The sequence below is a fragment of the Roseomonas sp. BN140053 genome (assembly GCF_047690175.1).
Classification (GTDB): Bacteria; Pseudomonadota; Alphaproteobacteria; order Acetobacterales; family Acetobacteraceae; genus Roseomonas.
In genome coordinates, this window is the sequence record NZ_JBLLEB010000001.1 from 44,315 (window position 1) to 70,967 (window position 26,653).

25 protein-coding genes and 1 pseudogene are annotated in these 26,653 nt (G+C 73.0%); 7 read left to right on the forward strand and 19 right to left on the reverse strand.

Annotated elements, in window-relative coordinates:
* Positions 1-11 precede the first annotated feature (11 nt).
* Both ACLIBK_RS00225 and ACLIBK_RS00230 read right to left on the reverse strand, forming a co-directional pair.
* Complete coding sequence (locus ACLIBK_RS00225; protein WP_415385193.1) at positions 12-770, reverse strand: tRNA1(Val) (adenine(37)-N6)-methyltransferase; 759 nt, start codon at positions 768-770, stop codon at positions 12-14.
* A complete protein-coding gene (locus ACLIBK_RS00230; RefSeq protein WP_415385194.1) occupies positions 767-979 on the reverse strand; it encodes a DUF2007 domain-containing protein in 213 nt (70 codons plus the stop codon). The genes ACLIBK_RS00225 and ACLIBK_RS00230 overlap by 4 nt, the downstream gene beginning before the upstream one ends.
* Positions 980-1,173: 194 nt before the next feature.
* On the opposite strand from ACLIBK_RS00230, the gene ACLIBK_RS00235 reads away from it, so the two are divergent.
* Positions 1,174-2,142: a polyprenyl synthetase family protein gene (locus ACLIBK_RS00235; protein ID WP_415385553.1), complete on the forward strand. Its 969-nt coding sequence runs from the start codon at positions 1,174-1,176 to the stop codon at positions 2,140-2,142.
* Between the two features lie 61 nt (positions 2,143-2,203).
* Here the strand turns inward: ACLIBK_RS00235 and ACLIBK_RS00240 are convergent, their stop codons facing one another.
* Positions 2,204-2,959, reverse strand: a complete 756-nt coding sequence (locus tag ACLIBK_RS00240; protein ID WP_415385195.1) for an SDR family oxidoreductase — start codon at positions 2,957-2,959, stop codon at positions 2,204-2,206.
* A 122-nt stretch (positions 2,960-3,081) separates the two neighbouring features.
* On the opposite strand from ACLIBK_RS00240, the gene ACLIBK_RS00245 reads away from it, so the two are divergent.
* Positions 3,082-3,849: an SDR family oxidoreductase gene (locus ACLIBK_RS00245; protein ID WP_415385196.1), complete on the forward strand. Its 768-nt coding sequence runs from the start codon at positions 3,082-3,084 to the stop codon at positions 3,847-3,849.
* A gap of 5 nt (positions 3,850-3,854) precedes the next feature.
* Here ACLIBK_RS00245 and ACLIBK_RS00250 read toward each other — a convergent pair whose 3' ends face one another.
* The 13 genes from ACLIBK_RS00250 to ACLIBK_RS00310 all read right to left on the reverse strand — a co-directional run bounded on the left by ACLIBK_RS00250 (position 3,855) and on the right by ACLIBK_RS00310 (position 18,491).
* On the reverse strand, positions 3,855-4,478 hold the full coding sequence (locus ACLIBK_RS00250) for a hypothetical protein (protein ID WP_415385197.1): 624 nt from the start codon (positions 4,476-4,478) through the stop codon (positions 3,855-3,857).
* A 72-nt stretch (positions 4,479-4,550) separates the two neighbouring features.
* Positions 4,551-4,766, reverse strand: coding sequence for a hypothetical protein (locus ACLIBK_RS00255; protein WP_415385198.1), 216 nt, complete (start codon positions 4,764-4,766; stop codon positions 4,551-4,553).
* Positions 4,763-6,313, reverse strand: coding sequence for an amidohydrolase family protein (locus tag ACLIBK_RS00260; RefSeq protein WP_415385199.1), 1,551 nt, complete (start codon positions 6,311-6,313; stop codon positions 4,763-4,765). Before ACLIBK_RS00260 ends, ACLIBK_RS00255 begins: the two co-directional genes overlap by 4 nt.
* Complete coding sequence (locus ACLIBK_RS00265) at positions 6,310-6,918, reverse strand: transposase (RefSeq protein WP_415385200.1); 609 nt, start codon at positions 6,916-6,918, stop codon at positions 6,310-6,312. The genes ACLIBK_RS00260 and ACLIBK_RS00265 overlap by 4 nt, the downstream gene beginning before the upstream one ends.
* 128 nt (positions 6,919-7,046) lie before the next feature.
* On the reverse strand, positions 7,047-7,766 hold the full coding sequence (gene lepB / locus ACLIBK_RS00270; protein ID WP_415385201.1) for a signal peptidase I: 720 nt from the start codon (positions 7,764-7,766) through the stop codon (positions 7,047-7,049).
* Between the two features lie 118 nt (positions 7,767-7,884).
* Entirely contained in the window at positions 7,885-8,904 is a 1,020-nt protein-coding gene (locus ACLIBK_RS00275; RefSeq protein WP_415385202.1) for an ABC transporter substrate-binding protein, read from the reverse strand.
* A gap of 116 nt (positions 8,905-9,020) precedes the next feature.
* Positions 9,021-9,974, reverse strand: coding sequence for a 2-hydroxyacid dehydrogenase (locus ACLIBK_RS00280; protein ID WP_415385203.1), 954 nt, complete (start codon positions 9,972-9,974; stop codon positions 9,021-9,023).
* 195 nt (positions 9,975-10,169) lie between these two features.
* Entirely contained in the window at positions 10,170-11,036 is an 867-nt protein-coding gene (locus tag ACLIBK_RS00285) for a transglutaminase family protein (RefSeq protein ID WP_415385204.1), read from the reverse strand.
* A complete protein-coding gene (locus ACLIBK_RS00290) occupies positions 11,033-13,489 on the reverse strand; it encodes a circularly permuted type 2 ATP-grasp protein (RefSeq protein WP_415385205.1) in 2,457 nt (818 codons plus the stop codon). Before ACLIBK_RS00290 ends, ACLIBK_RS00285 begins: the two co-directional genes overlap by 4 nt.
* A 127-nt stretch (positions 13,490-13,616) precedes the next feature.
* Positions 13,617-14,477 (reverse strand): transglutaminase family protein, encoded by an 861-nt coding sequence (locus tag ACLIBK_RS00295; protein WP_415385206.1) that lies wholly within the window; start codon positions 14,475-14,477, stop codon positions 13,617-13,619.
* Between the two features lie 63 nt (positions 14,478-14,540).
* A complete protein-coding gene (locus ACLIBK_RS00300) occupies positions 14,541-16,241 on the reverse strand; it encodes an ABC transporter permease subunit (protein WP_415385207.1) in 1,701 nt (566 codons plus the stop codon).
* Positions 16,242-16,398: 157 nt separating this feature from the next.
* Complete coding sequence (locus ACLIBK_RS00305) at positions 16,399-17,433, reverse strand: extracellular solute-binding protein (protein WP_415385208.1); 1,035 nt, start codon at positions 17,431-17,433, stop codon at positions 16,399-16,401.
* Positions 17,430-18,491, reverse strand: a complete 1,062-nt coding sequence (locus tag ACLIBK_RS00310) for an ABC transporter ATP-binding protein (RefSeq protein WP_415385209.1) — start codon at positions 18,489-18,491, stop codon at positions 17,430-17,432. The genes ACLIBK_RS00305 and ACLIBK_RS00310 overlap by 4 nt, the downstream gene beginning before the upstream one ends.
* A 245-nt stretch (positions 18,492-18,736) precedes the next feature.
* Here ACLIBK_RS00310 and ACLIBK_RS00315 point away from each other — a divergent pair, with 245 nt between their 5' ends.
* The 4 genes from ACLIBK_RS00315 to ACLIBK_RS00330 are packed head-to-tail and all read left to right on the forward strand — an operon-like array spanning position 18,737 to position 22,665.
* On the forward strand, positions 18,737-19,747 hold the full coding sequence (locus ACLIBK_RS00315; protein WP_415385210.1) for an ABC transporter substrate-binding protein: 1,011 nt from the start codon (positions 18,737-18,739) through the stop codon (positions 19,745-19,747).
* On the forward strand, positions 19,740-20,543 hold the full coding sequence (locus ACLIBK_RS00320; protein ID WP_415385211.1) for an ABC transporter ATP-binding protein: 804 nt from the start codon (positions 19,740-19,742) through the stop codon (positions 20,541-20,543). The genes ACLIBK_RS00315 and ACLIBK_RS00320 overlap by 8 nt, the downstream gene beginning before the upstream one ends.
* Entirely contained in the window at positions 20,540-21,331 is a 792-nt protein-coding gene (locus ACLIBK_RS00325; RefSeq protein ID WP_415385212.1) for an ABC transporter permease, read from the forward strand. The genes ACLIBK_RS00320 and ACLIBK_RS00325 overlap by 4 nt, the downstream gene beginning before the upstream one ends.
* Complete coding sequence (locus tag ACLIBK_RS00330) at positions 21,328-22,665, forward strand: cytosine deaminase (protein ID WP_415385213.1); 1,338 nt, start codon at positions 21,328-21,330, stop codon at positions 22,663-22,665. Before ACLIBK_RS00325 ends, ACLIBK_RS00330 begins: the two co-directional genes overlap by 4 nt.
* A gap of 299 nt (positions 22,666-22,964) precedes the next feature.
* Here ACLIBK_RS00330 and ACLIBK_RS00335 read toward each other — a convergent pair.
* Positions 22,965-23,252: pseudogene (locus tag ACLIBK_RS00335) on the reverse strand (NAD(P)H-dependent oxidoreductase); the annotation flags it as partial.
* Between ACLIBK_RS00335 and ACLIBK_RS00340 the strand changes: the two are divergent.
* On the forward strand, positions 23,139-23,951 hold the full coding sequence (locus ACLIBK_RS00340) for an NAD(P)H-dependent oxidoreductase (protein ID WP_415385214.1): 813 nt from the start codon (positions 23,139-23,141) through the stop codon (positions 23,949-23,951). The pseudogene ACLIBK_RS00335 and the gene ACLIBK_RS00340 overlap by 114 nt on opposite strands.
* Positions 23,952-24,105: 154 nt before the next feature.
* Here the strand turns inward: ACLIBK_RS00340 and ACLIBK_RS00345 are convergent, their stop codons facing one another.
* Together ACLIBK_RS00345 and ACLIBK_RS00350 are read right to left on the reverse strand one after the other, a co-directional pair.
* Positions 24,106-25,527 carry an FAD-binding oxidoreductase gene (locus ACLIBK_RS00345; protein ID WP_415385215.1) on the reverse strand — a complete coding sequence of 474 codons (1,422 nt, stop codon included), beginning with the start codon at positions 25,525-25,527 and terminating at the stop codon, positions 24,106-24,108.
* On the reverse strand, positions 25,517-26,329 hold the full coding sequence (locus ACLIBK_RS00350; protein WP_415385216.1) for a creatininase family protein: 813 nt from the start codon (positions 26,327-26,329) through the stop codon (positions 25,517-25,519). The genes ACLIBK_RS00345 and ACLIBK_RS00350 overlap by 11 nt, the downstream gene beginning before the upstream one ends.
* Positions 26,330-26,653: the final 324 nt, after the last annotated feature.

A 26,653-nucleotide genomic window follows, 5' to 3' on the forward strand; every position in this document is an offset into this window, starting at 1 on the left:
GGCTAGGCCGTTCAGCTGGCAGCCCCGTCCAGCCCGGCATCGCCCAGCGAGGCCCCGTCGCGCAGGATGGCCGTCGCTGCCGCCGTCCAGCCCTGGCCGGCATGCAGCACCAACCCTGGCAGCAGCCGGTCCGGCCCACGCGCGCCCAGGCGCCCGTCCAGCAGCACCCGCTTCGCCGCCATCCCGGCTCGCGGCCAGAGCGGCAGGGTCGACACTGCCCCGAAGCCGGCTTCCCGCAGCGCCGCCCAGCCTTCCCCATGCCGCGCCGCGGGCAGGACCAGCGTGGCGGTCCCCCCCCGCCGCAGCTTCCTGGCCAGGGCGGCCGTCCAGGCCAGCAGTGGCACCTCGGCTTCGGCATGGGTGGCCGCGGCCCGGATGGCCGCGGGCGGTGTCGTGCCGGTGTTCCAGTAGGGCGGGTTGGCCAAGCCGTGGTCGCAGCGGGGCAGGCCGTCCAGGGCTTCGGGCCGCGTCAGGTCGGCCACCCGCACGGCGACCGCCTCGCCCCAGCCATTCAGCCCGGCATTCTCCGCGGCCAGCGCCGCCAGCGCCAGGTCGCGCTCCAGCGCCACGGCCCGCAATCCCCGCACCCGCGCCAGCAGGCACAGCGTGGCCGCCCCCGAGCCGCAGCCGAGCTCCAGCACCTGCTCGCCCGGCCGCGCCGGCACCCGGGCCGCCAGCATCACCGCGTCCAGCCCGGCACGTAGCCCCACCCGCGGCTGCAGCAGCCGGACGCGCCCGCCCAGCAGCCGGTCTTCCGTGCGCTCGCTCAAACCGTGTCTTCGCCGGCGTCCCGCAGCACGGCGCGGGCGGCAGCCGCATCCTGCGTCCGCACCGCGAGGCGGCGGGGAAAGGCGCCGATGCCGCCCTCGACCGCGCTGATATGGGCGTCCAGCACCAGCGGCTCGATGCCGGCATCGCGCAGCAGCGCCTGCAGGAAACCGAGGCGAACCAGATCCGTGGACACCGCGACAACCTGCATGCAGCGTTCAAACCCTTGATTTCGCGTGCCTTGGCTCGAAGGGCCGCGATGGCTATGGTGCGCCGCCATTCCCCGAGGTCAATGCCCGCTTGAGCGCCGCCACCAGCCCTACGCCTTCCAGGCTCGATCTCGCGCGGGACGGCGCCGCGGGCCTCGCTGCCGCGCGCGGGACGGATCGCGACCCCGAGGCGGCGCTGACCACGCTGACCAACCTCGTGCGCGACGACTTGGAAGCCTGCAACCGCCTGATCGTGGCGCGCATGGACAGCCCGGTGGCGCTGATCCCGCAGCTCGCGGCGCATCTGGTGGCCGCCGGTGGCAAGCGGCTCCGGCCACTGCTGACGCTCGCCGCCGCGCGCCTGTGCGGCTATCGCGGCGACCGGCATGTCGGCCTGGCTGCCTGCGTGGAGTTCATCCACACCGCGACCCTGCTGCACGACGACGTGGTGGACGAGAGTGCGCTGCGCCGTGGCCAGGCCAGCGCCAACGCGCTGTTCGGCAACAAGGCATCCGTGCTGGTGGGCGACTTCCTGTTCGCCCGCGCCTTTCAGCTGATGACGCAGGACGGTTCGCTGCGGGTGCTGGAGATTCTGTCCAGCGCCTCCGCCACCATCGCCGAAGGCGAGGTGCTGCAACTCGTGACCCAGAACGACACCGCCACCACGCAGGAGCAGTACCTGCAGGTGATCGAGGGCAAGACCGCCGCCCTGTTCGCCGCGGCGACGGAGGTGGGCGCCGTGGTGGCCGACCGTCCGGCGGAGGACGCGGCGGCGCTGGCCACTTATGGCCGGGCGCTCGGCATGGCCTTCCAGCTGGTGGACGACGCGCTGGACTACAGCGCCAGCCAAGCCGCGCTCGGCAAGACGGTGGGCGACGACTTCCGCGAGGGCAAGATCACTCTGCCCGTGCTGCTGGCCTTCGAGGGCGGCACGGAGGAGGAGCGCGCCTATTGGCGCCGCGTGCTGGAAGACCGCGATCAGCGGGACGGCGACCTCGAGCACGCGCTGGAACTGATGCACCGGCACGGCACGCTGGACGCCACCGTGGCGCGGGCGCGGGACTACGGCCGGGCGGCGACCGACGCCCTGGGGCGCTTCCCGGACGGGCCGGAGCGCCGCGCGCTGGCGGATATCGTGGAGTTCTGCATCGCCCGCGCGCGCTGAGCAGCCCCGGCCGGCCGCCGCGCCGGCGCGGGACGCCGCCTGACGGGGCTGCCCGGTCACCTCAGCCCCGCCCGACAAAGGGCATCGCCGTCGCCATGATCGTCATGTGCTGGACGTTGGCGTCCAGCGGCAGGGCGGCCATGTGCGCCACCGCGCCGCCGACATGGGCCACGTCCATCAGCGGCTCGGCGGCGATCGAGCCGTCCGCCTGCGGTACGCCGCGGGCCATACGCCCGGTCATCTCCGTGCCGGCATTGCCGATGTCGATCTGGCCGCAGGCGATGTTGTGCCGCCGCCCGTCCAGGCTGAGGGACTTGGTCAGCCCGGTGATCGCGTGCTTGGTGGCCGTGTAGGGCACGCTGCCCGGCCGCGGCGCATGGGCGCTGATGGAGCCGTTGTTGATGATGCGCCCGCCCTGCGGCCGCTGCGCCTTCATCATCGCGTAGGCCGCGCGGGCGCACAGGAAGCTGCCGTGCAGGTTGGCGGCCACCACGCCGAACCAGTCTTCGTCGGTGGTCTCGTCGATCTCGGCGCTGGGGCTGCCGCGCCCGGCATTGTTGAACAGCAGGTCCAGCCGCCCGAAGCGGTCCCGCACCGCCGCGAACAGGGCGGTGACCTGCGCCGGGTCGGAAATGTCGGCCGGCACGGGCAGGCAGCGCGCGGCGGCCTCGCCGGCCTTTGCCACGGTGTCCCGCAGGGCTTCGGCGCGGCGGCCGGCCAGGGCCACGGACCAGCCCTCCGCCAGCAGCGCCAGGGCCGCGGCGCGGCCGATGCCCGACCCCGCCCCGGTGACCAGGGCAATTCCCCTGCCGCTCATGCCCGCACTCCCTCCCGGCCCGGCGGCAGCCTGCGGCGCGCCCGCCCAGGGTGCAACTCGCGGCGCGGCGCCGGCTGGGCCATCCTGGCGGGGCGCGCGACGCGGAGCGGGGAGGAAAGGGCGTGGATCTCGGGATCGAGGGCTTGCGGGTGCTGGTGACGGCGGGGGCGGCCGGCATCGGGCGCGCGGTGGTGGACGGCTTCGCGGCGGAAGGCGCGCGCGTCTTCGCCTGCGACCTGGACGCCGCGGCGCTGGACGCGCTGCCGCCGGGCATCGGCCGCGCCGTGGCCGACGTGGCGGACCGGGCGCAGGTCGCGGCGATGATGGCGGCGGCGCTGGACCATCTCGGCGGGCTGGACGTGCTGGTGAACAATGCCGGCATCGCCGGCCCTACCGGCGCGCTGGAGGCCATCCACCCGGAGGATTGGGACCGCACCCTGGCGGTCTGCCTGACCGGGCAGTTCAACTGCGCCCGCCTCGCCGTGCCGCACCTGCGGCGCAGCGGCAACGCCTCCATCGTGAACATGTCCTCCGCCGCCGGGCGGATGGGCTTCGCGCAGCGCAGCCCCTATGCCGCGGCGAAGTGGGGCGTGATCGGGCTGACCAAGTCGCTGGCCATCGAGCTGGGCGAGGCCGGCATCCGCGTCAACGCCATCCTGCCCGGGCTGGTGGCGGGCGACCGGCAGCGCCGGGTGCTGGAAGCCAAGGCGCAGGAACGCGGTTTGAGCTTCGCGGAGGTGGAGCGGCTCGCCTTCTCCTTCACCTCGATCAAGGACTATGTCACGCCCGGGCAGATCGCCGATCAGGTGCTGTTCCTGTGCTCGCCGCGCGGCCGCACCATCTCCGGCCAGGCCATCGCGGTGGATGGCGACATGCGGATGCTGGCCTGAGGGGTTCAGGCGCCGATCAACCGGCCGCGCTCCCACCAGACTTCCTTGGGGCTGATCAGGAAGATGTAGGTTTCCTGATCGCGGTGCGGGCGGTAGCCGCCGTTGTTGCGTCCGTCGAGCTCGATCTTGGTGACGCTGCCCGTGTATTTCAGCGGTTCGCCGGTGCGCGGGTCCTTTTCCGGGTAGGGGCCGACGCGGAAAAAGGCGGCGCAGGCGGGGGCCGGGATCGGGCCGGCAGGGTCGTAGGTGTCGGTGATGCCCATCCAGTGCTTGGCGATGTCGCCGGCATTGGTCTCGATGGCGCGCCAGCCGCCGCTCTGCTGCCACAGGTTGGACTGCGGCGCGATATTGGCGCTGATGTCGGGCCCGCCGAGGTCGAGACCCAGCAGGTGGCCCTTGTCGGTGCCGTAGGCCTTGCCGGTCGGATGCTCGTTCAGCGGCTTCGGGGCACCTGGCCGACCCTTGGTGGTGACCGGCACGATGATCCCGTAGACGCTGCGCGGCACGTTGCTCTCGATCGTGTGCCAGTCGTTGGTGCCGAAGGGTTTGTTGTCGGAGATGGTGACCACCCCGGCCCAGGGCGGGCGCGGCGTGTTCTTGACCATCTGACGCACTTCGATCTGGCCCATGCGGCGCTCCTCCCGGGGTGGGAAGGATGCCGCGGGGGGCGCAGGTCTGTCGACCGTCGCGACGGCGCAGGCTCATCGCCGCAGCGCCGCCGTGGCCGCGTCGGCCGGGAAGAAGCTTTCCAGCGTCAGCTCCGACACGGTGATCTCCAGCGGCGTGCCGAACACGGTGGTGGTGCTGAGGAAGCTCAGCGCGCGTCCGTCCAGCGCCAGGCGCAGCGGCACCAGGATGCCCGGCGGCTGCCGCGCGGCGGCCGGGGCGCCGCGGGCGATGCGGCGTCCCGCCCTCATTCGGCGCGCAGCAGGCGCCGGGCGCCGGTGAAGTGCTTCGCCAGCCCGGCGCAGTGGCAGGCCACGGCGGGGGCGATGGCCTCGCACCAGCCGCGGACCTCCGCGGTGGTGGCGCGGATCTCCGCGGCGACGGCCTCGGCGTCGCGGAACAGCTGCTGCTCGTCCAGGCCCAGCACGGCGCCATCCCGCAGGCGCCACTGCCCGGCCACCATCACGTCGCGCAGGGCGGCGCCGTCCTCGGTGAAGACCAGCTGCTGCGCGGCGTCGTTGAAGGGCGCCCAGTTCACGTGCCGGAGGTCCAGCAGCAGCAGGTCGGCGGGCTGGCCCGGGGTGAGGGTGCCGTCGCCCTCCAGCCCCAGCAGCGCGCGGGAGCCGGCGGTGGCGAGGTGCAGGGTTTCCGCCGCGCCCAGCCAGTCCTCGTCCTCCAGCAGGCGGGAAGCGAAGGCGGCGAGGCGCATCGCCGCGAACATGTTCTGGTTGTCCGAGGAGCCGGAACCGTCCGTGCCGATCCCCACCGTCACGCCCGCCCGCAGCGCCCGCCGCACCGGCGCGATGCCGGAGGCCAGCCGCATGTTGGCGCCGGGGTTGTGCGCCAGCCCGGCGCCGCGTTCCGCCAGCAGGGCGAGGTCGGCCTCGGTCAGCCAGACCCCGTGGGCGGCGGAGAAGCGGGGCGTCACCAGGCCCATCGCGTCGAGGTGGCGCAGCAGGGTGGTGCCGTAGCGCTCCGCGCCGGCGGCGGCCTGGTAGCGGGCCTCAGCGACGTGGGTCTGCACGGGCAGCCCGTGCTCGGCGGCCAGGGCGGCGCAGCCGCGCAGGAACCCGTCGGTGCCGTGCAGCGGGATGGTGGGGCCCAGGCCCAGCCGCACCGGACCGGCGGGCCAGCGGCGCGCCAGGGCGTCGATCGTGGCCAGGGTTTCGGCGCCATCAGGCATCCGCATCGCTGCGGCGCGGGCGCGGTGTTCGGGCGGCAGGGCGTCCACCAGGCCCGGCGTGGCCTGGAAAAAGTTGAGGTCGGCGATCATCGGCGCCAGCACGGCGCGCAGGCCGACGGCGGCGTAGGCCTCCCCCATGGCCAGCAGCCCGTCCGCGGTGGGGCCGGGGAACTCCGCCGCCAGGTCGAAGCCGGCGACGCAGCCCTTGCGCAGCATCTCCACCGCCGTGAGCCGGGTGGAGATGCGCTTGGCCTCCAGCCCGCGGCCCCCGCCGACCCAGGGCGCGTGCGCCAGCAGCAGGGCGAGGTCCCACTTGTCGCCCATGCCCTTGCTCAGCCCGCCATGGCCGTGGGTGTGGGCGTTCACCAGGCCGGGCAGGCAGAGGCGGTCGGCGGCGTCGAGGCGCTCGGCCGCCTCGACCGGCGTGCCGGGGGGGAGGAGGGCGGCAATGCGGTCGCCCTCGATCAGCAGGTCGCGGTGCGGGGCGGAGCGCGCATCCGCCGCCAGCACGCGGGCGCCGGCGAGGAGCAGGCGGTGGGGGGCGGCGGGAGCCGCCGGGGGGAGGGCGGCGGCCACCGAAGGGGCGGTGGGTGGCACCGGAGCGGCGGCGGTCACGGCCAGCCCAGCGCCACGGCGCGCGGGATGCGGGCGCGGCCGGCGGCGTCGCGCAGCAGGTGCCGCAGGGAGCGGAAAGGGCCGGTGCGGGACCGGCCGCCGCGCGGGCCGAAGGAATTCGCGACGGCGGACGGCAGCCGCGCGAGGGTTTCGGACAAAAGCGGGTCGGGCAGCAGCCAGGGCGGGGCGCGTAGGGCGGAGCGCAAACCGAGGCGGCGGATCAGCAGCACCAGGCCGAGGCCGAGGACGCGGTGGGCGCGACGGGCGGCGCGGCAGATCCAGGATTCCAGGGCGCGCAGCGGGTGGTCGGCGGGGGCCTCGGCCAGGGCGCGGAGGAGGCGTCCCCACAGCCCGGCATGGGTGAGGCGGCGGAAATGCCGCGACACGGTGTCGGGCTTGCCGAAGCGGGCGGGCAGGGCGTGCCAGGGCGCGCCTGATGTGCAGGCGAGGTGGAAGATGGCGTTCATGCGGGTGCGCGCGTCACGCAGCGGGCGGCCCTGGGGGAGGTCGCGGGCGAGGTGGGGCAGAAGGGCCTGCCACTCGCCGTCGGAGAGCGGGGACCAGGGTCGGGGCGGGGTCAGGCGAGGGCTATGAGGAAGGGGCATGGAAGGGAGTGAACCAGAACGCGCACGAATAGGCAAACATTCCTGTGGCTGTCCGTGCGAATTTCATGTGCCGCGACGGCGTTCGCCCTTGCCGCCCGCCCGGGGGCGCGGGATCGCGCGCCCCCCTCCTACAGCGCCCGCTCGGAGCCGGGCGGCAGCCGGGCGATCAGGTGCGACACGGGCACGAAGCCGAAGCGCCCGACGCGGCTGTCCAGGGACCGGTCGCGGAAGTCGCCGAGCACGAAGAGGTGCCCCGCCGGGACCGTGACCGCCGGCATGTTGGCTTCCCGGGGCGCTGCCTCGGCCAGGATCACGTAGGAGCGGCCGTTCGGCAGGGTTTCGCGGCTTATGGGCCGCGGGGCGCCCTGGCCCGGCGCCGGCGTGAAGGTGCCCGCCGGATCGAGGTCGGCCGTCCGGCCGTTGACGAGGAGCCGGCCGGCCCGGATCTCGACGACATCTCCGGGCAGGCCGATCACCCGCTTCGCCCAGGTGCCGCGGCCGTATTCGGCGGGTACCCGAAACGTCACCACGTCGCCCGCCTGCAGCGTCGGGTGGAGCGTGTTGAGCGCGATGGAGGACGCCGCGACCCGGCTGCCGAAGAAGGCGGCGTGATCGAAGCATTCGAAGCTGGCCGCTTCGCCTTCGGGAAGCAGCGGCGCCATGGAGGGGGAGGAGCTGCGATAGGTCTTCTGCTGCCCCAGGCAGTCGTGCCAGGGCGGCCCTTCCTCCAGCCCCTGGGCCGTCCGCAGCGCCAGGATCGGGGCCAGCACCGCCACGGCCACGGTCAGCAGGATCGGCACCGGCCGGCGGGGAAGGGAGGGACGCCATGGAAAACGAGGCAGGCGCATCGATCCTGTCCGAAACGCAAGGGGAGCTTGAACTAAGGATGCATGCCGGATCGAAACAAGCCCCTGCCGTCTCGGGCGGGACGCGCGGCTTTCGGCCGGCTGCCCGCCCGGGGGCAGCTCACACCGCGCGTTCGGAGGCCGGCGGCAGGAACCGGTCCGTGAACAGGCTTTCCGCCGTGGGCGGGCTGCCGATGCCGTAGGCTTCGGCGTTGGTGCGCACCAGCAGGCGGGCGCGTTCCATGTCGAGGTATCCGAGGCCGTTGCTGCGGACGTTGGGCGTCAGCATGGAACGGTCGCGGGTCATGGCGAAGCGGCGGGCTTCCAGTGCTTCGTCGAACAGCGGTTCGCGCTTCTTCAGGGCGGCCATGCCGGCGGGGACGTCGTTGAGCAGCGCCTTGAGCCCGCCCACCGAGGCGCGCACGAACTTGGCGGCGGTCTCGCCGTTCCGCTCCAGCCAGTCGGCGCGGCACATCACGGCGGAGCCGTAGAGGTCGAGGCCGTTCTCGGCATAGGGCCAGCTCAGGATGCTGTCCTCCGGCACGCCGATGCCGACGAGGTTGAAGTGCACGGTGAACAGGAAGCCCGTCACCGCGTCCACCTGCCGCTGCACCAGCATGGTGTCACGCAGATTGGGCGCCATGGAGGTCCAGTTGATCCCCGCCATGTTGATGTTCGCCGCCTTGGCGAAGGCGGGGAACAGGATGCGCGAGGCTTCGGCATCCGGCGCGCCGAGCTTCTTGCCGGCGGCGTCCTGCGGCTTGTCGATGCCGCGCCCCTTCACCGTGACCAGCGCCGCCGCGGTGCGGTCGAAGACTTGGTAGATGGAGACCAGCTTCTTGTCGGGGTTCTCAGCGTTGAACTTCACCGCGCCGGACGGATCGGTGAAGCCGATGTCGTAGGCGCCGGAGGCGAGCTTCACGATGGTGTCGCCGGAGCCGAAGCCGCGGTCCATCCGCACCGCCAGCCCTTCGCGGGCGTAGAGGCCGCGGTCCTCGGCCAGGGCCCACATGCCGTGGTTGCCCTGCAGCGCCCAGTCCAGCGAGAAGCGCAGTGGTGTCTGTGCCGCGGCCCCGCGCAGGAAGGGGGTGGCCAGGGGGGCGGCCAGGGCGGCGCCCAGCAGGGTGCGGCGGTGCGTCACGTTGCGTGTTCTCCCGGTGCGGGCGGCTCCACAGCGGCGGGAACCGTCCCGTGGTGGGAGGCAAGAACCGGGCCGGGACCGGGCGCGGCGGTGTTGCCGCACGCGGCCCGCGGGGTTCAGCGCCGCGCCGGCAGCACCGGCGTGCGCAGCGGCTGTCCGGCGAAATGCGCCGCGAGGTTGTCCAGCACCAGCCCCACCGATGCGGCGGCGGATTCCGGCGAGCGCCCCGCCATGTGCGGCGTCAGCACCAGGTTGCGCAGCCCCACCATGGCGGGGGGCACTTCGGGTTCGCCCTCCACCACGTCCAGCGCGGCGCCGGCTAGGCGGCCGGCCTCCAGCGCCGTGATCAGCGCCGCGGTGTCCACCACGCTGCCGCGGGCGATGTTGACCAGGAAGCCCTGCGGCCCCAGCGCTTCCAGCACCGCCGCGTCCACCAGGTGGCGCGTGCCCGCGCCGCCGGGGGTGGCCACGACCAGGAAGTCGGACGCCGCGGCCAGCTCGCGCGGGGTGGCGCAGTATTCCCAGGGGCTGTCCGCCACGGGCGAGCGGTTGTGGTAGCGCACGGTCATGCCGAAGCCGCCGGCGCCGCGCCGGGCGATGCCGGCGCCGATGCGCCCCAGCCCCAGCACGCCCAGCCGCTTGCCCGACACGCTGGGGCGGGTGTCGCGCGACGTCGCCCAGCCGCTGCCGCGCGCCGCCACGTCGCCCTGCGGCACGGCGCGCACGGCGGCCAGCAGCAGCGCCATGGCGTGGTCGGCCACCGTGCTGTCGTTGGTGCCGGCGCCGTTGACCACCGCGATGCCGCGGGCCGCGGCGGCGTCCAGGTCGATGCCCTCGTAGCCGGCGCCCAGGGCGCAGGCGATCTCCAGCGCCGGCAGCTGCGCCATCTCCGCCGCGGACAGGCCGGTGGTGCCGTTGGTCAGCACCGCCCGCACCTGGGCGCCGGCGGCGGCCACGCCCTCGGCGCGGTGGGCGGCCGGGGTGGCGCGGTGCACGTGGTAGCCGGCCGCTTCCAGCCGTTGCAGCGAGGCGGGGGCGAGGTCGATCAGCAGCAGCAGGCCAGGGTTCATGGTGTTCGGGCGCCGTTCAGGGATGCGCGACCCTAGCGGCTCGGTGGGCGGTGCGCCCAGGGAGGAGAAAGGCCGGGGGAGTGAACTCCCCCGGTCCCCCTCCTTTTTTCGGGAGTCTGTGGGTGCCTTGAGCGGCACCCCCAAAACTCCCGAAAATAGAAGGGGGTCCGGGGGGATACTTCCCCCCGGCTTCCTTCAACCCTCCACCGGCTCCAGGTCCACCGCCACGTCCAGGCTGTGCCGGCCACCGCCCAGGATCACGCCGCGCAGGGGCGACACGTCGCCGAAGTCGCGGCCCCAGCCCAGCACCACGTGTTCCTCGCGCACCACCAGGTCGTTGGTGGGGTCGAGGTCCACCCAGCCGTGCTCCGGGCCGAGCCAGGCGCCGACCCAGGCGTGCGACATGTCGGCGCCCTGCCGCTTGGGCTGCCCCGGCGGCGGGTAGGTGCGCAGGTAACCCGACACGTAGCGCGCCGGCAGGCCCAGCGCCCGCAGCCCGGCGATCATGACGTGCGAGAAGTCCTGGCACACGCCCTGGCGGCGGCGCAGCACCTCCTCCACGGGGGTGGCGATGGTGGTGACGCCGGAGCGGAAGGCGAATTCCCGCCGGAAGCGGCCGTTGAGGTCCAGCAGCCCCGCCAGCACGGGCCGGCCGGGCGGGAAGGAGGCGGCGGCGAAGTCGCGCGCCGCCTCGCCGATCTCGACCATCGGGCTGGGAAACAGGAACTCCGCGACGTCCGCCGTGCGCGGCGCCAGGGCGGCCACGGATTCCCAGGCGGGGGTGGCGTCCGCCGCGGGCGGGTCGGGGAAGCGGACTTCCACCGTGGCTTCGGACAGCACCTCGAAGCGCTCGTGCTCGCTGTTGAGGAACATCCAGGCGGTGCGGTTGCCGAAATGGTCCAGGCCGCCGGTGACGCGCGCCGCCGCGGGGGTGCTGGACAGGCTCTCGTGCAGCACGCGCTGGTGCGGCAGCGGGCGCGGGCTGAGGTGCAGCATGTGCGTCGCCATGTCCACCGGCTGGCCGTAGCGGTAGGTGGTCCGGTGGCGCACCCGCAGCCTCACGCCGCCCCCCGCAGCGCCGGCGTGAGCGGTTCCGGCCCGAGGGTGCGGGCCGGCGGCAGCAGGGTGAAGTAGTGGCGCGAGATCGCCTCGGCCAGTTCGCCGGCGCGTTCGCCCACGCGACGGAGGCGGGCCGGGGCGCCGGTGCCGCCTTCCGCGGCGACGGCGGAAACCTCGGCCAGCAGGGCGGCGGCTTCGGCCGACAGGGCGTCGGGGCCGCCGGCCAGGTCTTCCAGCAGCAGCCGCGCCTGCGCCAGCTGGAAGCCGAGGCCGCGGGGGTTGCCGGCTTCCGCCAGCACCAGCAGCAGCACCGGCCCCGGCTGCGGCGCGTCCAGGTGGCGGGTGCGGTAGGTGATCACGCTGTCGCACAGTTCCAGTGCCAGGCGCAGCCCGGCCTCAGCGCGCGCCGCCGGCTGGTCCAGCGCCAGGCCGAGCGCCGAGGCGATGGACTGCGCCCGCTCCACCCGGCGGCCGAGGTCCAGGAAGGTGTGGGCGCCGCCGCGCACCATGTTCTCCGCCGCCACGCCGGCCACCACGGCGCCGTAGCGCAGCGCGGCGCCCAGCAGGCGGGACAGGTCGGCCTCGTCGCGGATTTCCGGCAGGGCGCGGCGCAGCTCGCGCAGCGGCTGCAGGAAGGCGTCGTGCATGTCGCCCGTTTGCCGGTCGCGGGTGGCGTCCACCAGCCGGGCGATGCGGCCGAAGCTCTGGCTCAGCGGGCCGTCGGCGCGGGCGGCGCGCAGCAGGGCGCGGCGCAGCGCCCCGGCATCGCCGCCGGCGGGCGCGTCCTCGGCGGTGGCCAAACCGGCGGGGATCAGGCAGCGGGCGAGGGTGGCCAGCTCCGCCAGTTCGTGCGGCAGCAGCGCGTCGCGTTCCAGCCGGGCCAGGGCGGCGCGGCTCAGCCGGGCGGCGTTGTCCAGGCGTTCCACGTAGCGGCCGAGCCAGAACAGGTTGTCCCCGGCGCGCGAGGGCAGGTCGGCCGCGGCGCGGGCGGGGCGGCGGGTGGGCAGCGGCGCGGGGGACGGGGCGGGCCGGTCGCCGCGCTCCTCCTCCAGCACCCAGACATCCTTGCTCAAGCCGCCGGCCGTCATGCGTTCCAGCGGCGGCGCGTCGGGCGCGACCACCCGGGCGAAGCCGCCGGGCAGGGCGTGCCAGCGGCCGGCATCCTGCATCAGGAACAGGCGCAGCCGGACCGGCAGGGGGGTCTTGTTGCCGCGGCTGCCGCCCGCTGCGTCCCAGCACGGCGCCAGGGAAGGCGGCGCCGCCTCCGTCACCGCCCAATCGCCCGGGCGCGCGGCCATCGCCGCCCGTTGCTCCGCGCCCGCCTCGGCCAGGGGCACCGCGGGGGCGCGGGCATCGGCGGCGGGGCGCAGCACCCAGCGGCCGGGCTCGCGCAGCGCCTCGTCCAGCGCGCCGGGCTCGCCCAGCCAGCGCGTCGGCAGGGAGGGCAGCCGCAGCTCCTCGGCCAGCAGGCGGCGGCACAGGGCGGGCAGGAAGGCAGCCAGGGCGGGGGCTTCCACCACCCCGGCGCCGGGGTCGTTGAGGATGCGAACCGCGCCGTTGCGTGCCGCGTCCAGCAGCCCCACCACGCCGCCCGCCGCGGCGGCGCCGAATTCCAGCGGGTCCAGCCGGCGGCCCTCCATGCGCCGCAGCAGCACGCCGATCGGCTGCAGGCCGCGCAGGGTTTTCAGGAACAGGTCGCCGTTGCGCACCGTCAGGTCGCCGGGCTCCACGGGGATGCAGCCCAGGGCGCGGGCCAGCACCACGTTCTCGGCCCAGCTGGGATCACCGACGCCGGGGGTGAGCAGGGCGATGCCGTCGCCAGCGCGGCCCGGGGGCGCCGCCCGGCGCAGCGCCTCGGCCCAGCTTTCCAGGAAGGGGCGGTGCGGGCGCAGGAAGGCGTTGCGGAAGGCTTCCGGCAGCTTGCGCGCCAGCATGCGCCGGTTTTCCAGCGCCTGCGCCAGCCCGGCCATGCGGGCGGTGCTGTCGGCCACCACGCGCCAGCGGCCGTCGGGCGCGCGGTCGAGGTCGAAGGCGCAGGACTGTGCCAGCATGCCCTGCGGCACCTGGCCGGCGGCGCGGCAGGGGCGCAGGAAGCCGGGGTTGGTGAACACCAGCTCGGCCGGCAGCAGCCCCTCGGCGAGGCTGCGCTGTTCGCCGTACAGGTCGCGCAGCAGCGCTTCCAGCAGCCGGGCGCGCTGTTGCAGCCCGGCTTCCAGCGCGGCGAACTCCGCCGCCGGCAGCGGCAGGGGGAAGGGGTCGCAGCGCCAGCCTGCCACCACCCGTTCCTCGGAGGGGAGGAGGGCGGTGATGCCTTCCTCCTCCAGGGCGCGGTGGAGGCGCAGCACGCGGTCGGCCAGCTCGTTCTCGGGCAGGGCGGAAAAGGCGCTGAGCACCCCGCGCCAGTGCGGGCGGACGCGGCCGCTGCCGTCCACCATCTCGTCGAGGGCAGCGCTCATGGCTGGGCGTCCCGGGGCGCGGCCGGGGATGCGGCGGCGGGGCCGGGGGGCGGAGTCATCGGGTGCATCTTGCCGGGGGCGGTGCCGCGGCACCAGCCCGCGCGCATCACGCCGCCGAGGGCGCCCGTCAGGGCCGGTCGGCCACCCGCCGCAGCGTCATCGACACGGAGAACTCTGTCTCCGTCGCTTCCAGCCGTCCCGCGATAGGGGCGGCCGAGGCGGGTTCCGGCGCCGCCGCCAGCGGGATGTGCCCTTCGGCGGTGAACAGGCCGGAGGTCGGGTCCAGCCCGATCCAGCCCGCGCCCGGCAGCCAGACTTCCGCCCAGGCGTGCAGGTCGGCGCGGTCGGGCTTCTCGCCCTCCGCCAGCTGCACGAGATAGCCGGAACAGAAGCGGGCGGCGAAGCCCAGGGCGCGCAGCAGCTGCACCAGCAGCCAAGCGGAGTCGCGGCAGGAGCCCCGGCCTTCCGCCAGGGTCCGCGCCGGCGACCAGATGCCGGGCTCGTCGCGGGTGACATAGGCGATGCGGTTCTGCACCAGGGTGTTGGCCGCGCCCAGCAGCGCCACCGTGTCGCGCCGGCCGGTGCCCAGCGACAGCACCAGCGCGCCCAGCTCGGCATCGGGGATCTCGGTTTCGCCGAAGGGGGCGAGCTGGGATTGCAGCAGGTCGGGGTAGCGGAAGGGCCATTCGGCGGCTTCCGGCTCCAGGACGAAGTCGAAAGGGTTGATCGGGGACAGGTCGGCGGTCAGCTCCACCCGCACCTCGAACGCAGAAATGCGCCCGGGGATCAGCAGCCGCGCCTGCGGGTTGCCCAGCGGGTCGGCCAGCCAGCGCAGGGTTTCCGGCACGGGGTCCACGTGCAGGGCGTAGTCCAGGATCGGCGTGCGCCCGTGCGGCGCCGGGCGCAGCCGCACCGTTTGCGGGCCGAGGCTGACCGGCCGCGCGTAGCGGTAGCGGGTGCGATGGGTGAGCGCGACGAGCGGGGCCATGGGGCGGAGGCTAGCCGCTCAGGCCCCGCGCCGCATCAGCGGCGCCAAGCACGGTCGGCCGCATCACCGCCGCCAAGCGCGGTCGAGCCGCACGAAGCGGTTCACCAGCAGCAGCAGCGCCACCGTCAGCAGGATGGTCAGGGTGGAGATGGCGTTCACCGTGTTTTCCAGGCTGAAGGAGGCTTCGGCATAGATCCGCACCGGCAGGGTCTGCATCCGGGCATTGGTCAGGAAGGCCGTCACCGTGACCTCCCCGAAGGAGATCAGGAAGCCCAGGATGCCCGCCACTGCCAGGCCGGGGGCCAGCTGCGGCAGGATCACCCGCCGGAACACCCGCGCCGGCGAGGCGCCCAGGCCGGCGGCCGCTTCCTCCTGCGCCACATCCAGCCCGGCGACGGAAGCGCGCAGCAGGGCCAGGGTGAAGGGCGCCACCAGCACGACGTGGACGCCCAGGATGCCCAGGAAGGGCGGCAGCGCGCCGAACCAGTGCAGCAGCTTCAGCATGCCCAGGCCCACGGCGATGCCGGGCAGGGCCAGGGGCAGCATGAACCCCGCGCCCAGGGCTTCCCGCCCGGGGAAGCGGCCGCGCACCAGGGCGAAGGCCGCCGGCAGCGACAGGGTGAGGGACACGATCACCGTGGCCAGGGCGAGCTGCGCCGAGGTCCAGGCGTCGAGGAGGTAGCGCGTGCTCTCGGCGATGCGGGCGTACCATTTCCAGGTGAAGCCGTAGAAGCCGGCGACGCTGGCCTGCGGCGTGTCGTTGACGCTGGCCACCATCACCAGCAGCAGCGGAAACACCAGCAGCAGCACCGCGATCACCAGCAGCAGCCGGCCGAGCCAGGGCCCCACGGCCTCAGCCAGCGGAACCAGCAGGCGCCGGGCCGCCGGGGGCAGGGACAGGCGCAGCCGGGGCGGACGGCGGGCGGCCCAGGGCATCGCTGCGGACACGGCGCGGCCGATCAGGATCGTCACCAGGATGCTGGCCAGCAGCATCAGCACGGCCAGCGCGGCGGCGAGGGGGGAGTTCAGGATCTCCAGCCCTTCGCGGTAGATCACCATGCCGGTGACCCAGACCTTGCGGCCGCCCACCAGCGTGGCCGAGACGTAGGCGGTGGAAGCCAGCAGGAACACCACCACCAGCCCGGCCCGCAGGCCCGGCAGCGACAGCGGCAGGGTGACGCGCAGGAAGCGCAGCGCGGGCCCGGCGCCCAGGCCCTCCGCCGCTTCCTGCAGCCGCGCTTCCTGCGCTTCCAGCACGTCGTAGAGCGACAGCACCATGTAGGGCAGGAAGACCTGGCACAGGGACAGGCCGACGCCGAACCAGCCGAACAGCAGGTCCGGGCGCGGGAAGCCCAGCGCCTGCACCGTGCCCGCGATCACGCCCGTGGGCGACAGCAGCAGGATCACGCCCAGCGAGCGCACCACCACGTTGGTCAGCAGCGGCACCAGCACCAGCGCGAAGCCCCAGGGCCGCCAGCGCGGGGAAAGACGCGTCAGCCACAGCGCCACGGGATAGGCCAGCAGCACCGCTATGGCGGTGACCACGGCGCCCAGCAGCAGCGTGTGGCCCAGGGTGCGCAGCAGGAAGGCGTCGCCCAGGATTTCGGAATAGTTCACCGCCGAGAGCGCCAGGGAGATCGGCGCGAAGGGCGAGGGATCGTCCTGCAGGCTGAGCAGCAGCACCGTCACCAGCGGCGCCGCGAAGAACAGCAGCAGCCACAGCGCGTAGGGGATCGCCCCCAGCGCGGCGCGCGAGCGGGTCATGCCCGGGACGCGCCGCGGCAGCGGGATGCGGCGTGCCGCAGCCCCCGGCCCAAGGCTGCGGCGCGGTTCGTGCCACGGCGATGCGGTGCGGTGCGGTTCGCTTCGCGGTGGTGCGCTGCGCTGCGGTTCGTTTCGCGGCGGTGCGGTGCGGCGTGGCTCACCCCGCGGCGATCTCGCGCGTGAAGCGGGAAGACCAGCGCGGTTCCTGCGTCGCCACCACGTCCCAGTCGAAATCCACCAGGCGGCGGGTCTGCTCGCCCAGCACCAGCTTGCTCGCGAGTTCGGGCGGGAACTCCACGTTGTTCACGGTGGGGGAGTAGTAGATGCGCTCGGCATAGGCGCGCTGGCAGTCGGGGGCGAGGTGCAGGTTGATCCAGGCTTCCGCCAGCGCCTGGTTCTTGGTGCCCACGGTGATGCAGGCGACGTTCATGGCGATCACCTGGCCCTCCGTCGGGTCGGCCACGACGATGTTGGGGTTGCGGGTTTCCACGTATTTCTGCGTGAAGGAGCCGAACTCGATCGAGGCGGCGCCGACGCCCTGGTCGAACATGGCGTAGAGCTGGTCCTGGCCACCCTGGATCGCGGCGAAAGGCTTCAGCGCCTTGATGCGCTCGAAGGCGGGCTCGATGTTGGTCTCGCTGCCGCCCCACAGCTTGGCGGCCATCAGCAGCGCCGCGGTGCCTTCCGCGCCGGGATAGCTCGGCCAGATCAGCTTGCCCTTCAGCTCGTCCCGCCACAGGTCCTTCCAGGAGGTGATGGGCGAGGACACCGCGCGCTTGTCGTAGACCACGGTGACGGGGTTGAAGGCGACGCCGTAGCCGCCGAGCTTGGCCGGCGCGTAGAGATGCGCGGCGTTGGGGACGCGGTCGGTGGCCGCCTGGGTGACGCCGTCCTTCACCGCGCGGCGGCTCTCGGAGATGTTGAGGTAGACGATGTCGAAGCTGGGGTTGCCGCGTTCGGCATAGGCGCGGGCGCGGCGTTCGGGCGTGCCGCCCAGCACCAGGTTGCACTTCACGCCGTATTGCCCCTCCAGCGGCGCGACCACGTGCTGGCGCAGGATGCGCTCCTGCTCGCCGCCCCAGACGCCCACCGTCAGCTCGCTGCCGCGGGCGATCTGCGCCCGGGCGGGCACGACGTAGTGCAGCGGCGCCAGGGCACCGGCCCCCAGGATCAGGCGGCGCGACAGGGTCATGGCAGCTCTCCGATATCCGACAGGAAGGCGAGGGCCCCGGGGCCGGCGAGCACGCGCACCGGCGCGCCGGGGGGGAAGGCAGGTTCGGTGGTGGGGCGCAGCACGCGCAGCCGGGCGGTGCCGGCCGTCACCTCGTAGGACACGGCGTCGCCCAGCCAGGCGGCCTCGGCCACCACGCCGTCGCAGGCGAGGGGCGCGCCGTCGTCCGGGGCGCCGGCCGGGCGCAGCAGCAGCCGCGAGGCGCGCAGCACGAGATGGGTGGGGGAGGCGGCGGCGCCGTCCAGCTTCGCCACCGGCCCGGCTTCGGTGGCGAAGTGCCCGTCGCGGACGCGGCCGGGCAGCACCGTGCGGGCGCCCAGGAAGCCGGCGGTGAACAGGTGGCGCGGCGTTTCCGACAGCGTGCGCGGGTCGGACACTTCCACCAGCCGGCCGCGCTCCATCACCGCCACGCGGTCGGCCAGGGCCATCGCTTCCTCCTGGTCATGCGTCACGAACAGGGTGGTCACGGGGATGCGGCGGCGCAGGCGGGCGATCTCGTTGCGCATCTCCGCGCGCCGGCCGGCGTCGAGGTTGCTCAGCGGCTCATCGAGCAGCAGCACGTCGGGTTCGATCACCAGGGCGCGGGCGAGCGCCACGCGCTGCTGCTGCCCGCCCGACATCTGCGCGGGGTAGCGGTCGCCCAACCCGTCCAGCCCCACCATGGCCAGGGCCGCGGTGGCGCGGCGGTCGCGCTCGGCGCGGGGGAGGCCGCGCATCTCCAGCCCGAAGGCGACGTTGCCGCCGGCGGTCATGTGGGGAAACAGCGCGTAGGCCTGGAACACCATGCCGATGTTGCGGCGATGTGGCGGGTCGCGCTGGATCGGCCGGCCGCTCAGCCGGATCTCGCCCGAGTCGGGCGTCACGTAGCCGGCCACCATGCGCAGCGTCGTGGTCTTGCCGCAGCCGGAGGGGCCGAGAAGCGCGATGCACTCGCCTTCCGCGACCTCCAGCGATACGTCATCCACGGCGGCCTGCGTGCCGTAGAGCTTCACGAGATGGCGCAGGGAAAGGTCGGGCACGGTATCTCGCACACCAAGAAGTGTGCCATTCCTTAGCGCGGCCGGGGTGGGCCGTGTAGCCGGGTCGCGCTGGACATTCGGCAAGCACTTGCCCTTTCCTTGGGCTCGGGGCCGGGGAGGGAACCCGCGCCGGCTGCCGCCACGCTGCGGCCGGAACGGGCCGCGGCACGCCGCCTGCTAGGAACGGGGAAACCGCACGATCCGCCGTTCCGGGGAACCGGGCCGGCCCCATCGAAGGAATGGCCATGCGTTACCGCCTCGAGCGCCGAGCACTCCTTTCCGGCGCCGCCGCCTTCGCACTGATGCCCCTGGCCGGGCGCTTCGCCCGCGCGCAAACGATGGAGAAGGTGTCCTTCCAGACCAACTGGCGCGCCCAGGCGGAGCACGGCGGCTACTACCAGGCGGTGGCCGCGGGCCTTTACCGCAAGCACGGTATCGAGTGCGAGCTGCGCATGGGCGGGCCGCAGCAGAACCCGGCGCAGCTGCTGCTGGCGGGGCGGGTGGACATGATCATGTCCAACGGCTTCCAGGCGCTGAACTACGCGCGCGAGGACATCCCCTTCCTGTGCATCGGCGCGATCATGCAGAAGGACCCGCAAGGGCTGATGGTGCATCCGGGCGTCGGCAACGACAGCTTCGCCGCCATGAAGGGCAAGCCGATGCTGATCGGCGCCGCCGGGCGCGTAACCTTCTGGCCCTTCCTGCGCGCGAAGTTCGGCTACACCGACGACCAGATCCGGCCCTACACCTTCTCCATCGCGCCGTACCTGGCGGACAAGAACACGATCATGCAGGGCTTCGTGTCGTCCGAGCCCTTTCTGGCGCAGCAGGCCGGCATTCAGCCGCTGGTGCACCTGATCGCCGATGCCGGCTACGACAACTACCAGACCACCATCGACATTTCCCGCAAGATGGCGACGGAGAAGAAGGACCTCGTGCAGCGCTTCATCAACGCCAGCATCGAGGGCTGGACGCAGTACCTGGCCGGGCAGGACGTGGCCGCCGCCAACGCGATGATCAAGCGCGACAACCCGGAGATGACGGACGAGAAGATCGCCTTCGCGGTGAAGACCATGAACGAGCGCGGCATCGTGTCCTCCGGCGAGGCGACCACGCTGGGCATCGGCGCCATGACCGACGCGAAATGGGAGAATTTCTACACCACCATGCGCGATGCCGGCGCCGCCCCGCCCGGGATCGACCTGCGCAAGGCCTATAGCCTGGAATTCGTGAACAAGAAGGTCGGCCTTGCCTGACGGCCTGCTGCAACCCGCCCCCGATGGCGCGGTGGCGACGCCCACCGCCGCGGTGGAACTGCGCGGCGTTTCCAAGCGCTTCCGCAACGGCACCACGGCCGTCAGCGACGTGGACCTGAGCATCGCGCACGGGGATTTCGTGTCGCTGCTCGGCCCCTCCGGCTGCGGCAAGTCCACGCTGCTGCGGATGATGGCGGGGCTGAGCCAACCCAGCAGCGGGCGCATCGCGGCGTCGGGCGGCGCGGAGGGTATCTCCTTCGTGTTCCAGGAGCCGACGCTGATGCCGTGGCGTTCCGCCCTGCGCAACGTGATGCTGCCGCTGCGCCTGTCGCACATGGCGAAATCCGAGGCGGAGGCACGCGCCGCGGAAGCGCTGGCGCAGGTCGGGCTGGCGGGCTTCGAGAACTCCTATCCCCGCGCGCTGTCGGGGGGGATGAAGATGCGCGTGTCCATTGCCCGCGCGCTGGTGACGAAGCCGCGGCTGCTGCTGATGGACGAGCCCTTCGCCGCGCTCGACGAGATCACCCGCTTCAAGCTGAACAACGACCTGCTGACACTCTGGGAAGCGGAGCGCTTCACCGCGATCTTCGTCACGCATTCGGTGTTCGAGAGCGTCTACCTGTCCCGCCGCGTGGTGGTGATGGCGGCGCGCCCGGGGCGGATCGCCGCCGATTTGGCGGTGGACGAACCTTACCCGCGCGGCGAGGAGTTCCGCACCTCCGCCACCTATGCCGCGCATTGCCGCGAAATCTCCCACGCCCTGTCGGGGGCGATGGGCGGGGAGGCCCATGCATGACCCGCCTGTCCTGGATACGGCTGCTGGCCCCCACCGTGCTCGGCATCCTCGTGCTGGGCGGCTGGGAATGGGTGGTGCGGGCGCGGGAGATCCCGGTCTATATTCTGCCCGGGCCGGTGGCGGTGGTGACGGCGCTGGTGCGCGACTGGGGCACGCTGTCGGGGTCGTTGTTGATCACGCTGCAGATCACCTTTGCCGCGCTGGTGATCGCGGCCACGCTGGGGCTGCTGCTGGCGGTGCTCTTCGCGCAGTCGCGGGTGATCGAGCTGTCGCTGTTCCCCTACGCGGTGATCCTGCAGGTCACGCCCATCGTGGCGATCGCGCCGCTGATCATCATCTGGGCGGACAACGTGATCCTGTCGCTGCTGATCTGCGCCTGGATCGTCGCCTTCTTCCCGATCCTGAGCAACACCACGCTGGGGCTGAACAGCGCCGACCACAACCTGCTGGACCTGTTCCGCCTGTACCGCGCCAGCCGCTGGCAGGTGCTGACGCAGCTGCGGCTGCCCTCGGCCATGCCGTATTTCCTGGCGGGGCTGCGGATTTCCGGCGGCCTGGCGCTGATCGGCGCCATCGTGGCGGAATTCGTGGCCGGCACGGGCGGTTCCGCCTCGGGGCTGGCCTACCGCATCCTGGAAGCGGGGTACCAGCTGCAGATCCCGCGCATGTTCGCGGCGCTGGTGCTGGTGTCCGGCACGGGCATCGCGATCTACCTCCTGCTCTCGCTGCTGAGCCACCTGCTGCTGCGCTCCTGGCACGAGAGCGCGATCCGAAGGGAAACCTCTTGAGCCCGCGTCCCGACTTCCCCGCAGCGCCCGACTGGCTGCGCAACGCCCGCGTTTCCGTCGCTTTCCTGGATCAGCCGCCCGGCCCCGCCGATTTCGAGGGGCTGGTGCGGGCGGATATCCGCCTGGAAGCCGGCCGCATCGCCGCCGTGGCGCCGGCCGGCACCGCGCCGGCGGAAGGCGCCGCCGATCTGGATGGCGGCCAGGTCTGGCCCGGCTTCGTGGACGGCCACAAGCACTTGGACAAGGGCCATATCTGGCCGCGCATGCGCAATCCGACGGGCGACTTCTTCGGCGCCATGAACGCCGTGACGAGCGACCGCGGCGCGCGCTGGAGCGCCGAGGACGTGCGCGCCCGCTTCGAGTTCGGCCTGCGCTGCGCCGAGGCGCACGGCACCGTGGCGCTGCGCACGCATATCGACACCTACTACCCGCAGGGCCCGACCTCCTGGGCGGTGTTCCGCGAACTGCGGGACGCCTGGGCGGGGCGGATCGACATCCAGGCCTCTTCCATCGCGCCGCTGGACCGCTTCCAAGGGGAGGAAGGCGACCGCATCGCCGACATGGTGGCGGAGTCCGGCGGCGTGCTGGGCATGGTGACGCGGCTGCAGGGCGGGTTGCACGACGCGCTGCCGCCCGATTTCCAGGCCATGCTGGACCACTTCTTCTCCCTGGCCGAGGCGCGCGGGCTGGAGATCGACCTGCACGTCGACGAGAGCGGCGACACCGGCGCCCGTGCGCTGCGCGAGATCGCCCTGACCACCGTGCGCCGCGGCTTCAAGAACCGGGTGCAGTGCGGGCATTGCTGCTCACTGTCCTTGCAGCCGGAGGAGTTCGCGCGGGAAACGGTCGCGGCCTGCGCCGATGCCGGGCTGTCGATCATCGTTTTGCCGATGTGCAACATGTACCTGCAGGACCGCGTCGCCGGCCGCACCCCGCGCTGGCGCGGCGTGACGCTGGTGCATGAGCTGCGCGCGGCGGGGGTCCGGGTTTCCGTGGCCTCCGACAACTGCCGCGATCCGTTCTACGCCTATGGCGACCACGACATGCTGGAAGTGTTCCGCGAGAGCGCGCGCATCCTGCACCTCGACCATCCCTTCGCGGACTGGCCGGGCGCCGCCACGCGCTTCCCGGCCGAGGCGCTGGGCCTGCCGGAGCGCGGACGGATCGCGCCGGGGCTGCCGGCGGACCTCGTGGTGTTCCGCGGGCGCGGCATGACGGAGCTGCTGAGCCGGCCGCAGAGCGACCGCGTGGTGCTGCGCGGGGGGCGGGTGCTGGAAGCGGAGCTGCCGGACTGGCGGGAGCTGGACGCGGTGCTGGGGGTGGCGGAGGCCTGACCACCGGGGCGCGGGGCGCCGGCACACAGCGCGTGCCGGCGCCCAGCCTGGAGGCGCTTCACCAGCGGCCGAAGCGGGCTTCCACGCGGCGCAGGAAGGCTTCCAGCGCCGGGCGGCCCTTGGCGGTCCATATCGGGCAGCCAGTGCCAGTCCAGGCGGCAGCGCGGGGCGCAGAGGCGGCGGATGCCGCGCGACATCACCCGGTGGTCCGGCCAGCCCAGGTACCACAGCAGCCAGCGCGGCGAGCCGTAGGTGGTGACCACGGCGATGCGGCGGATGTTGCGCAGGCCCGGCTCGATCGCGCCCTCGCCCAGGTGCCAGGCGACGCCGTTAACCCAGACGCGGTCGAACCAGCCCTTCAGCATCGCCGGCATGCCGTACCACCAGGTCGGGTAGACCAGCACCAGGGCGTCCGCTGCGCGCAGGGAGACGATGTGGCTTTCCAGCCCCTGGGTGTTGCTCGCGGGGTCCATGTGCCGTTCGCGCTCGGCGGCGTCCATCGCGGGCTGGAACGCCTCGGCGTAAAGGTCGCGCAGTTCCACGTCGTGGCCCACCCGTTGCAGGGCGGCGGCAACGCCGTCGCGCAGCGCCGCGCTGAAGCTGTCGGCGCGGGGATGGCAATAAATCAGGAGGACGCGCATGTCGGCCAGCATCATTCAGCCCGCCGCGAGGCGGCGCAACGCCCGGGCGGGGATGCGGCCCTGATGCGCGTGCACTACCTCTACGCCCACCCGCTGCCGGACAGCTTCCACGCCGCCATCCGCGACGCCGCGCTGGAAGGGCTGCGCGCCGCCGGCCACGAGGTGGACCTGTGCGACCTGTATGCCGAGGGTTTCGATCCCGTGCTGGGCGTCGAGGAGCGGCGCGACTACCACGACCCCGCGCTCAACCGCGAGCGCGTCGGTCCCTATGTGGAGCGGCTGCAGCGGGCCGATGCGCTGGTGCTGTCCTTTCCGACCTGGTGCTTCGGCATGCCGGCGATCCTGAAGGGCTGGTTCGACCGCACCATGATCCCCGGCGTGTCCTTCAACCTGATCGACGGCAAGGCGACGCCGGCCCTGACGCATATCCGCAAGGTCGCGGGCATCTCCACCTATGGGCGGCCACGATGGACCGCGCTGGTCATGGCGGACCCGCCGCGCAAGGTGGTGACGCGGTATTTCCGCATGGTCAGCGGGGGGCGGTCGCGGGTGGAGTACCACGCGATGTACGACATGAACCGCGCCACGCCGGCGCGCTGCGGCGCCTTTCTGGAACAGGTGCGGCGCCGGATGTCGGGGTTCTGAGGCAGGAAAGGCCGGGGGAGTGAATTCCCCCGGACCCCCTCCTTTTTTCGGAAGTAGAAGCGCACGGGTGGCCATGGCGCACACCGCAGACTCCCGAAAATAGAAGGGGGTCCGGGGGGATACTTCCCCCCGGCTTGCTGTTTCCCAGGCCGCGCTATTCCAGCACCTCGGCCGGGGCGGGCTCGGCCGTTTCGAACAGGTGCATGCTCTGCGGGCGGTCCGGCTTCCAGTCCGGGTCGTCCCAGGCGGCCATCTTGCCGGGGTTGAGCAGGCCCTTGGGGTCGTTCTCCCGCTTGAACGCCAGCTGCGCGCCATCCACCCGCTTCATGCCGCCGGCTTCCAGGGTGAAGGCGTGCGGGTCGAAGACCGGGCAGCCCGCGGCCTCGTAGGCCGCCATGATCTCGGCCAGCCGTTGTTCGGTGGAAAAGCGGATCAGGCTGAGGCCGAAGGCGCAGACCTCGCCGCCGAGGCGGACGAATTCGAGGTGATGCGGCACCTCGTCGCCGAAGGCGGCTTCCAGTTGCGCCACCTTGTCCAGGTGGTGGGGCGCCGGGAACAGGGATTGCAGGTAGGTGACGGACTTGTCCGTCTTGAGCACCTGCAGCGTGGTGTGGTTCCAGGAGTGCTCGTAGAGCGGCACTTCCGCCTGTTCCGTGGGCACGCGCAGGATTTCCCGCCCGCCATGGGCGGCAACCAGTGGCGGCAGCGCGTCCAGGAAGGGTTCCGCCACCATCAGCAGTGCCACGCTGTGGCCTTCCGGCACGCGGTGGCCTAAGGAGCGGAAGTGCTGCTGCGGGATGGGTGCCGCCACCACGCAGGCCAGCTTCTTCACCACCCCGTCCAGCCGGGTGAAGCTGTCGGCGAAGCGCGCCGCCTCGCGCAGCGTGGGGAAGGAGACGGCGAGGTCCACCCAGTCCCAGGCCGGGGCGAGCGGCATCTCCACTTCCGTGATGATGCCGTTGGTGCCGTAGGCGTGGTTGGCCTTGCTGATCTCGGCGCCGCGCAGTTCCAGCACGCGCGGCTCGGCCTCGCAGGTCAGAACCCGCAGGCCGAGGATGTTGCCGGCCTCGCGCAGCGTGCCCCAGGTGGTGGCGCCGATGCCGGAGGAGCCGCCGGCGATGAAGCCACCCAGCGTCGCGGTGCGCTTGGTGCTGGGGTGGAAGCGCAGCTCGCCGCCGACCTGCTGCCGCGTTTGTGCGTCCAGGTCGATCAGCTTGATGCCGGCCTGGGCGCGCACGATGCCCGGCTTGCACCACAGCACCTGGTCCAGCCGGCTGAGGTCCAGCACCACGCCGCCGTGCAGCGGCATCGCCTGGCCGTAATTGCCGGTGCCCGCGCCACGGGCCGTGACCGGTACACCGGCGGCGAAGGCCGCGGCCAGCACGGCGCGGACCTCGGCCTCATCGCGCGGCTGCACCACGGCTTCGCCGGTGACGCGGTTGAGCTGGCGCTTGAGGACGGGGGAGTACCAGAAGAAGTCGCGCGACTTCTGCCGCACCAGCGCGGGATCGGTGATCCAGTCCAGTTCCGGCGTCGCGGCGATCAGCGCGGCAACGCCGCTTCCTTCAGCCGGCATCGGGGGCGTCGCGCAGCCAGGCGTCCACGTCGAAGCCGGAAACCTGCTGCCACAGCGCGGCCATGCGCTCGCCGGCGTCCTGCAGGATTTCCTCGCCCAGCGGTTCCGTTGCCTTGGACGCGTCGCCCACCGCGCCGGCTGGGTTGAGGTCCTGCGCCTGCCAGCCCAGCGGCGCGCCCTTGTCCGGCGACAGGGCGGGGAAGCTGTTCTCCAGTCCCTGCCAGGCGGAAACGAAGTTGCGGGCCTTGCCCATGTCCACGTCGTGCTTGGCCAAGCGCAGCATCAGCGCGGTTTCGCTCTGCCCGGCATGGATGCCGTACTTGTTCTCCACCGGGTCGCTCATGGAGGCGGGCTTGCCCAGGCGCGCCCACATGCAGTTCAGCGCCAGGATGCGGCTCTGGATGCGGATGCGGCGGCAGGCGAGGTCCAACGTCGAGACGTTGCCGCCGTGGCTGTTCACCACCACCAGCCGCTTCACGCCCGCCCGCGCCACGGAAGCGCCGATGTCGGTCACCAACGCCAGCAGGATTTCCGGCGTGGTGGTCAGCGTCCCCGGGAAGGCCAGGTGTTCCACAGACACACCCACGCACTGCGTCGGCAGCACCAGCACCGGCACTTCGGGCGGGAGGAGCGATAGAGTGCGGGCGACCACGCCCTGGTTGATGGTGGTGTCCACCGAGACCGGCAGGTGCGGCCCGTGCTGCTCGATGCTGGCCACCGGCAGCACGGCCACGGTGTTGTCCGGCAGATCGCGGAATTCGGGCCAGCGGAGTTCGGCCCAGAAGCGGGTGCGGATCGGCATGTGTGTCAGGGTCCGGTAAAGGAGGAGAGAAGGGCGGGCGAGGCAGCGGCCGCGCTCGGGGATGCTTGACAGGTCGGCAGGGGCTTGGCCTCCGGGCGCGCGAGCAACATGCAGGTGGCGCGGCAACGTTTGGCGGGCAGCATGCCGGCCCAGGGTCGCTCGTCCACGCCGCACGGTCCAGCAAAGCGTGAGCCAGGATCAAGCAGCAGCGACCCGGTTCCGCCGCAACTCGCGCCATCCCAGGATCGGCAGCCCCCGGTGCGTCGCGGGCTGTCCACCCATCGCCCCGGATCGGCTGAAACGACCCACACCGTCCCGATGCTG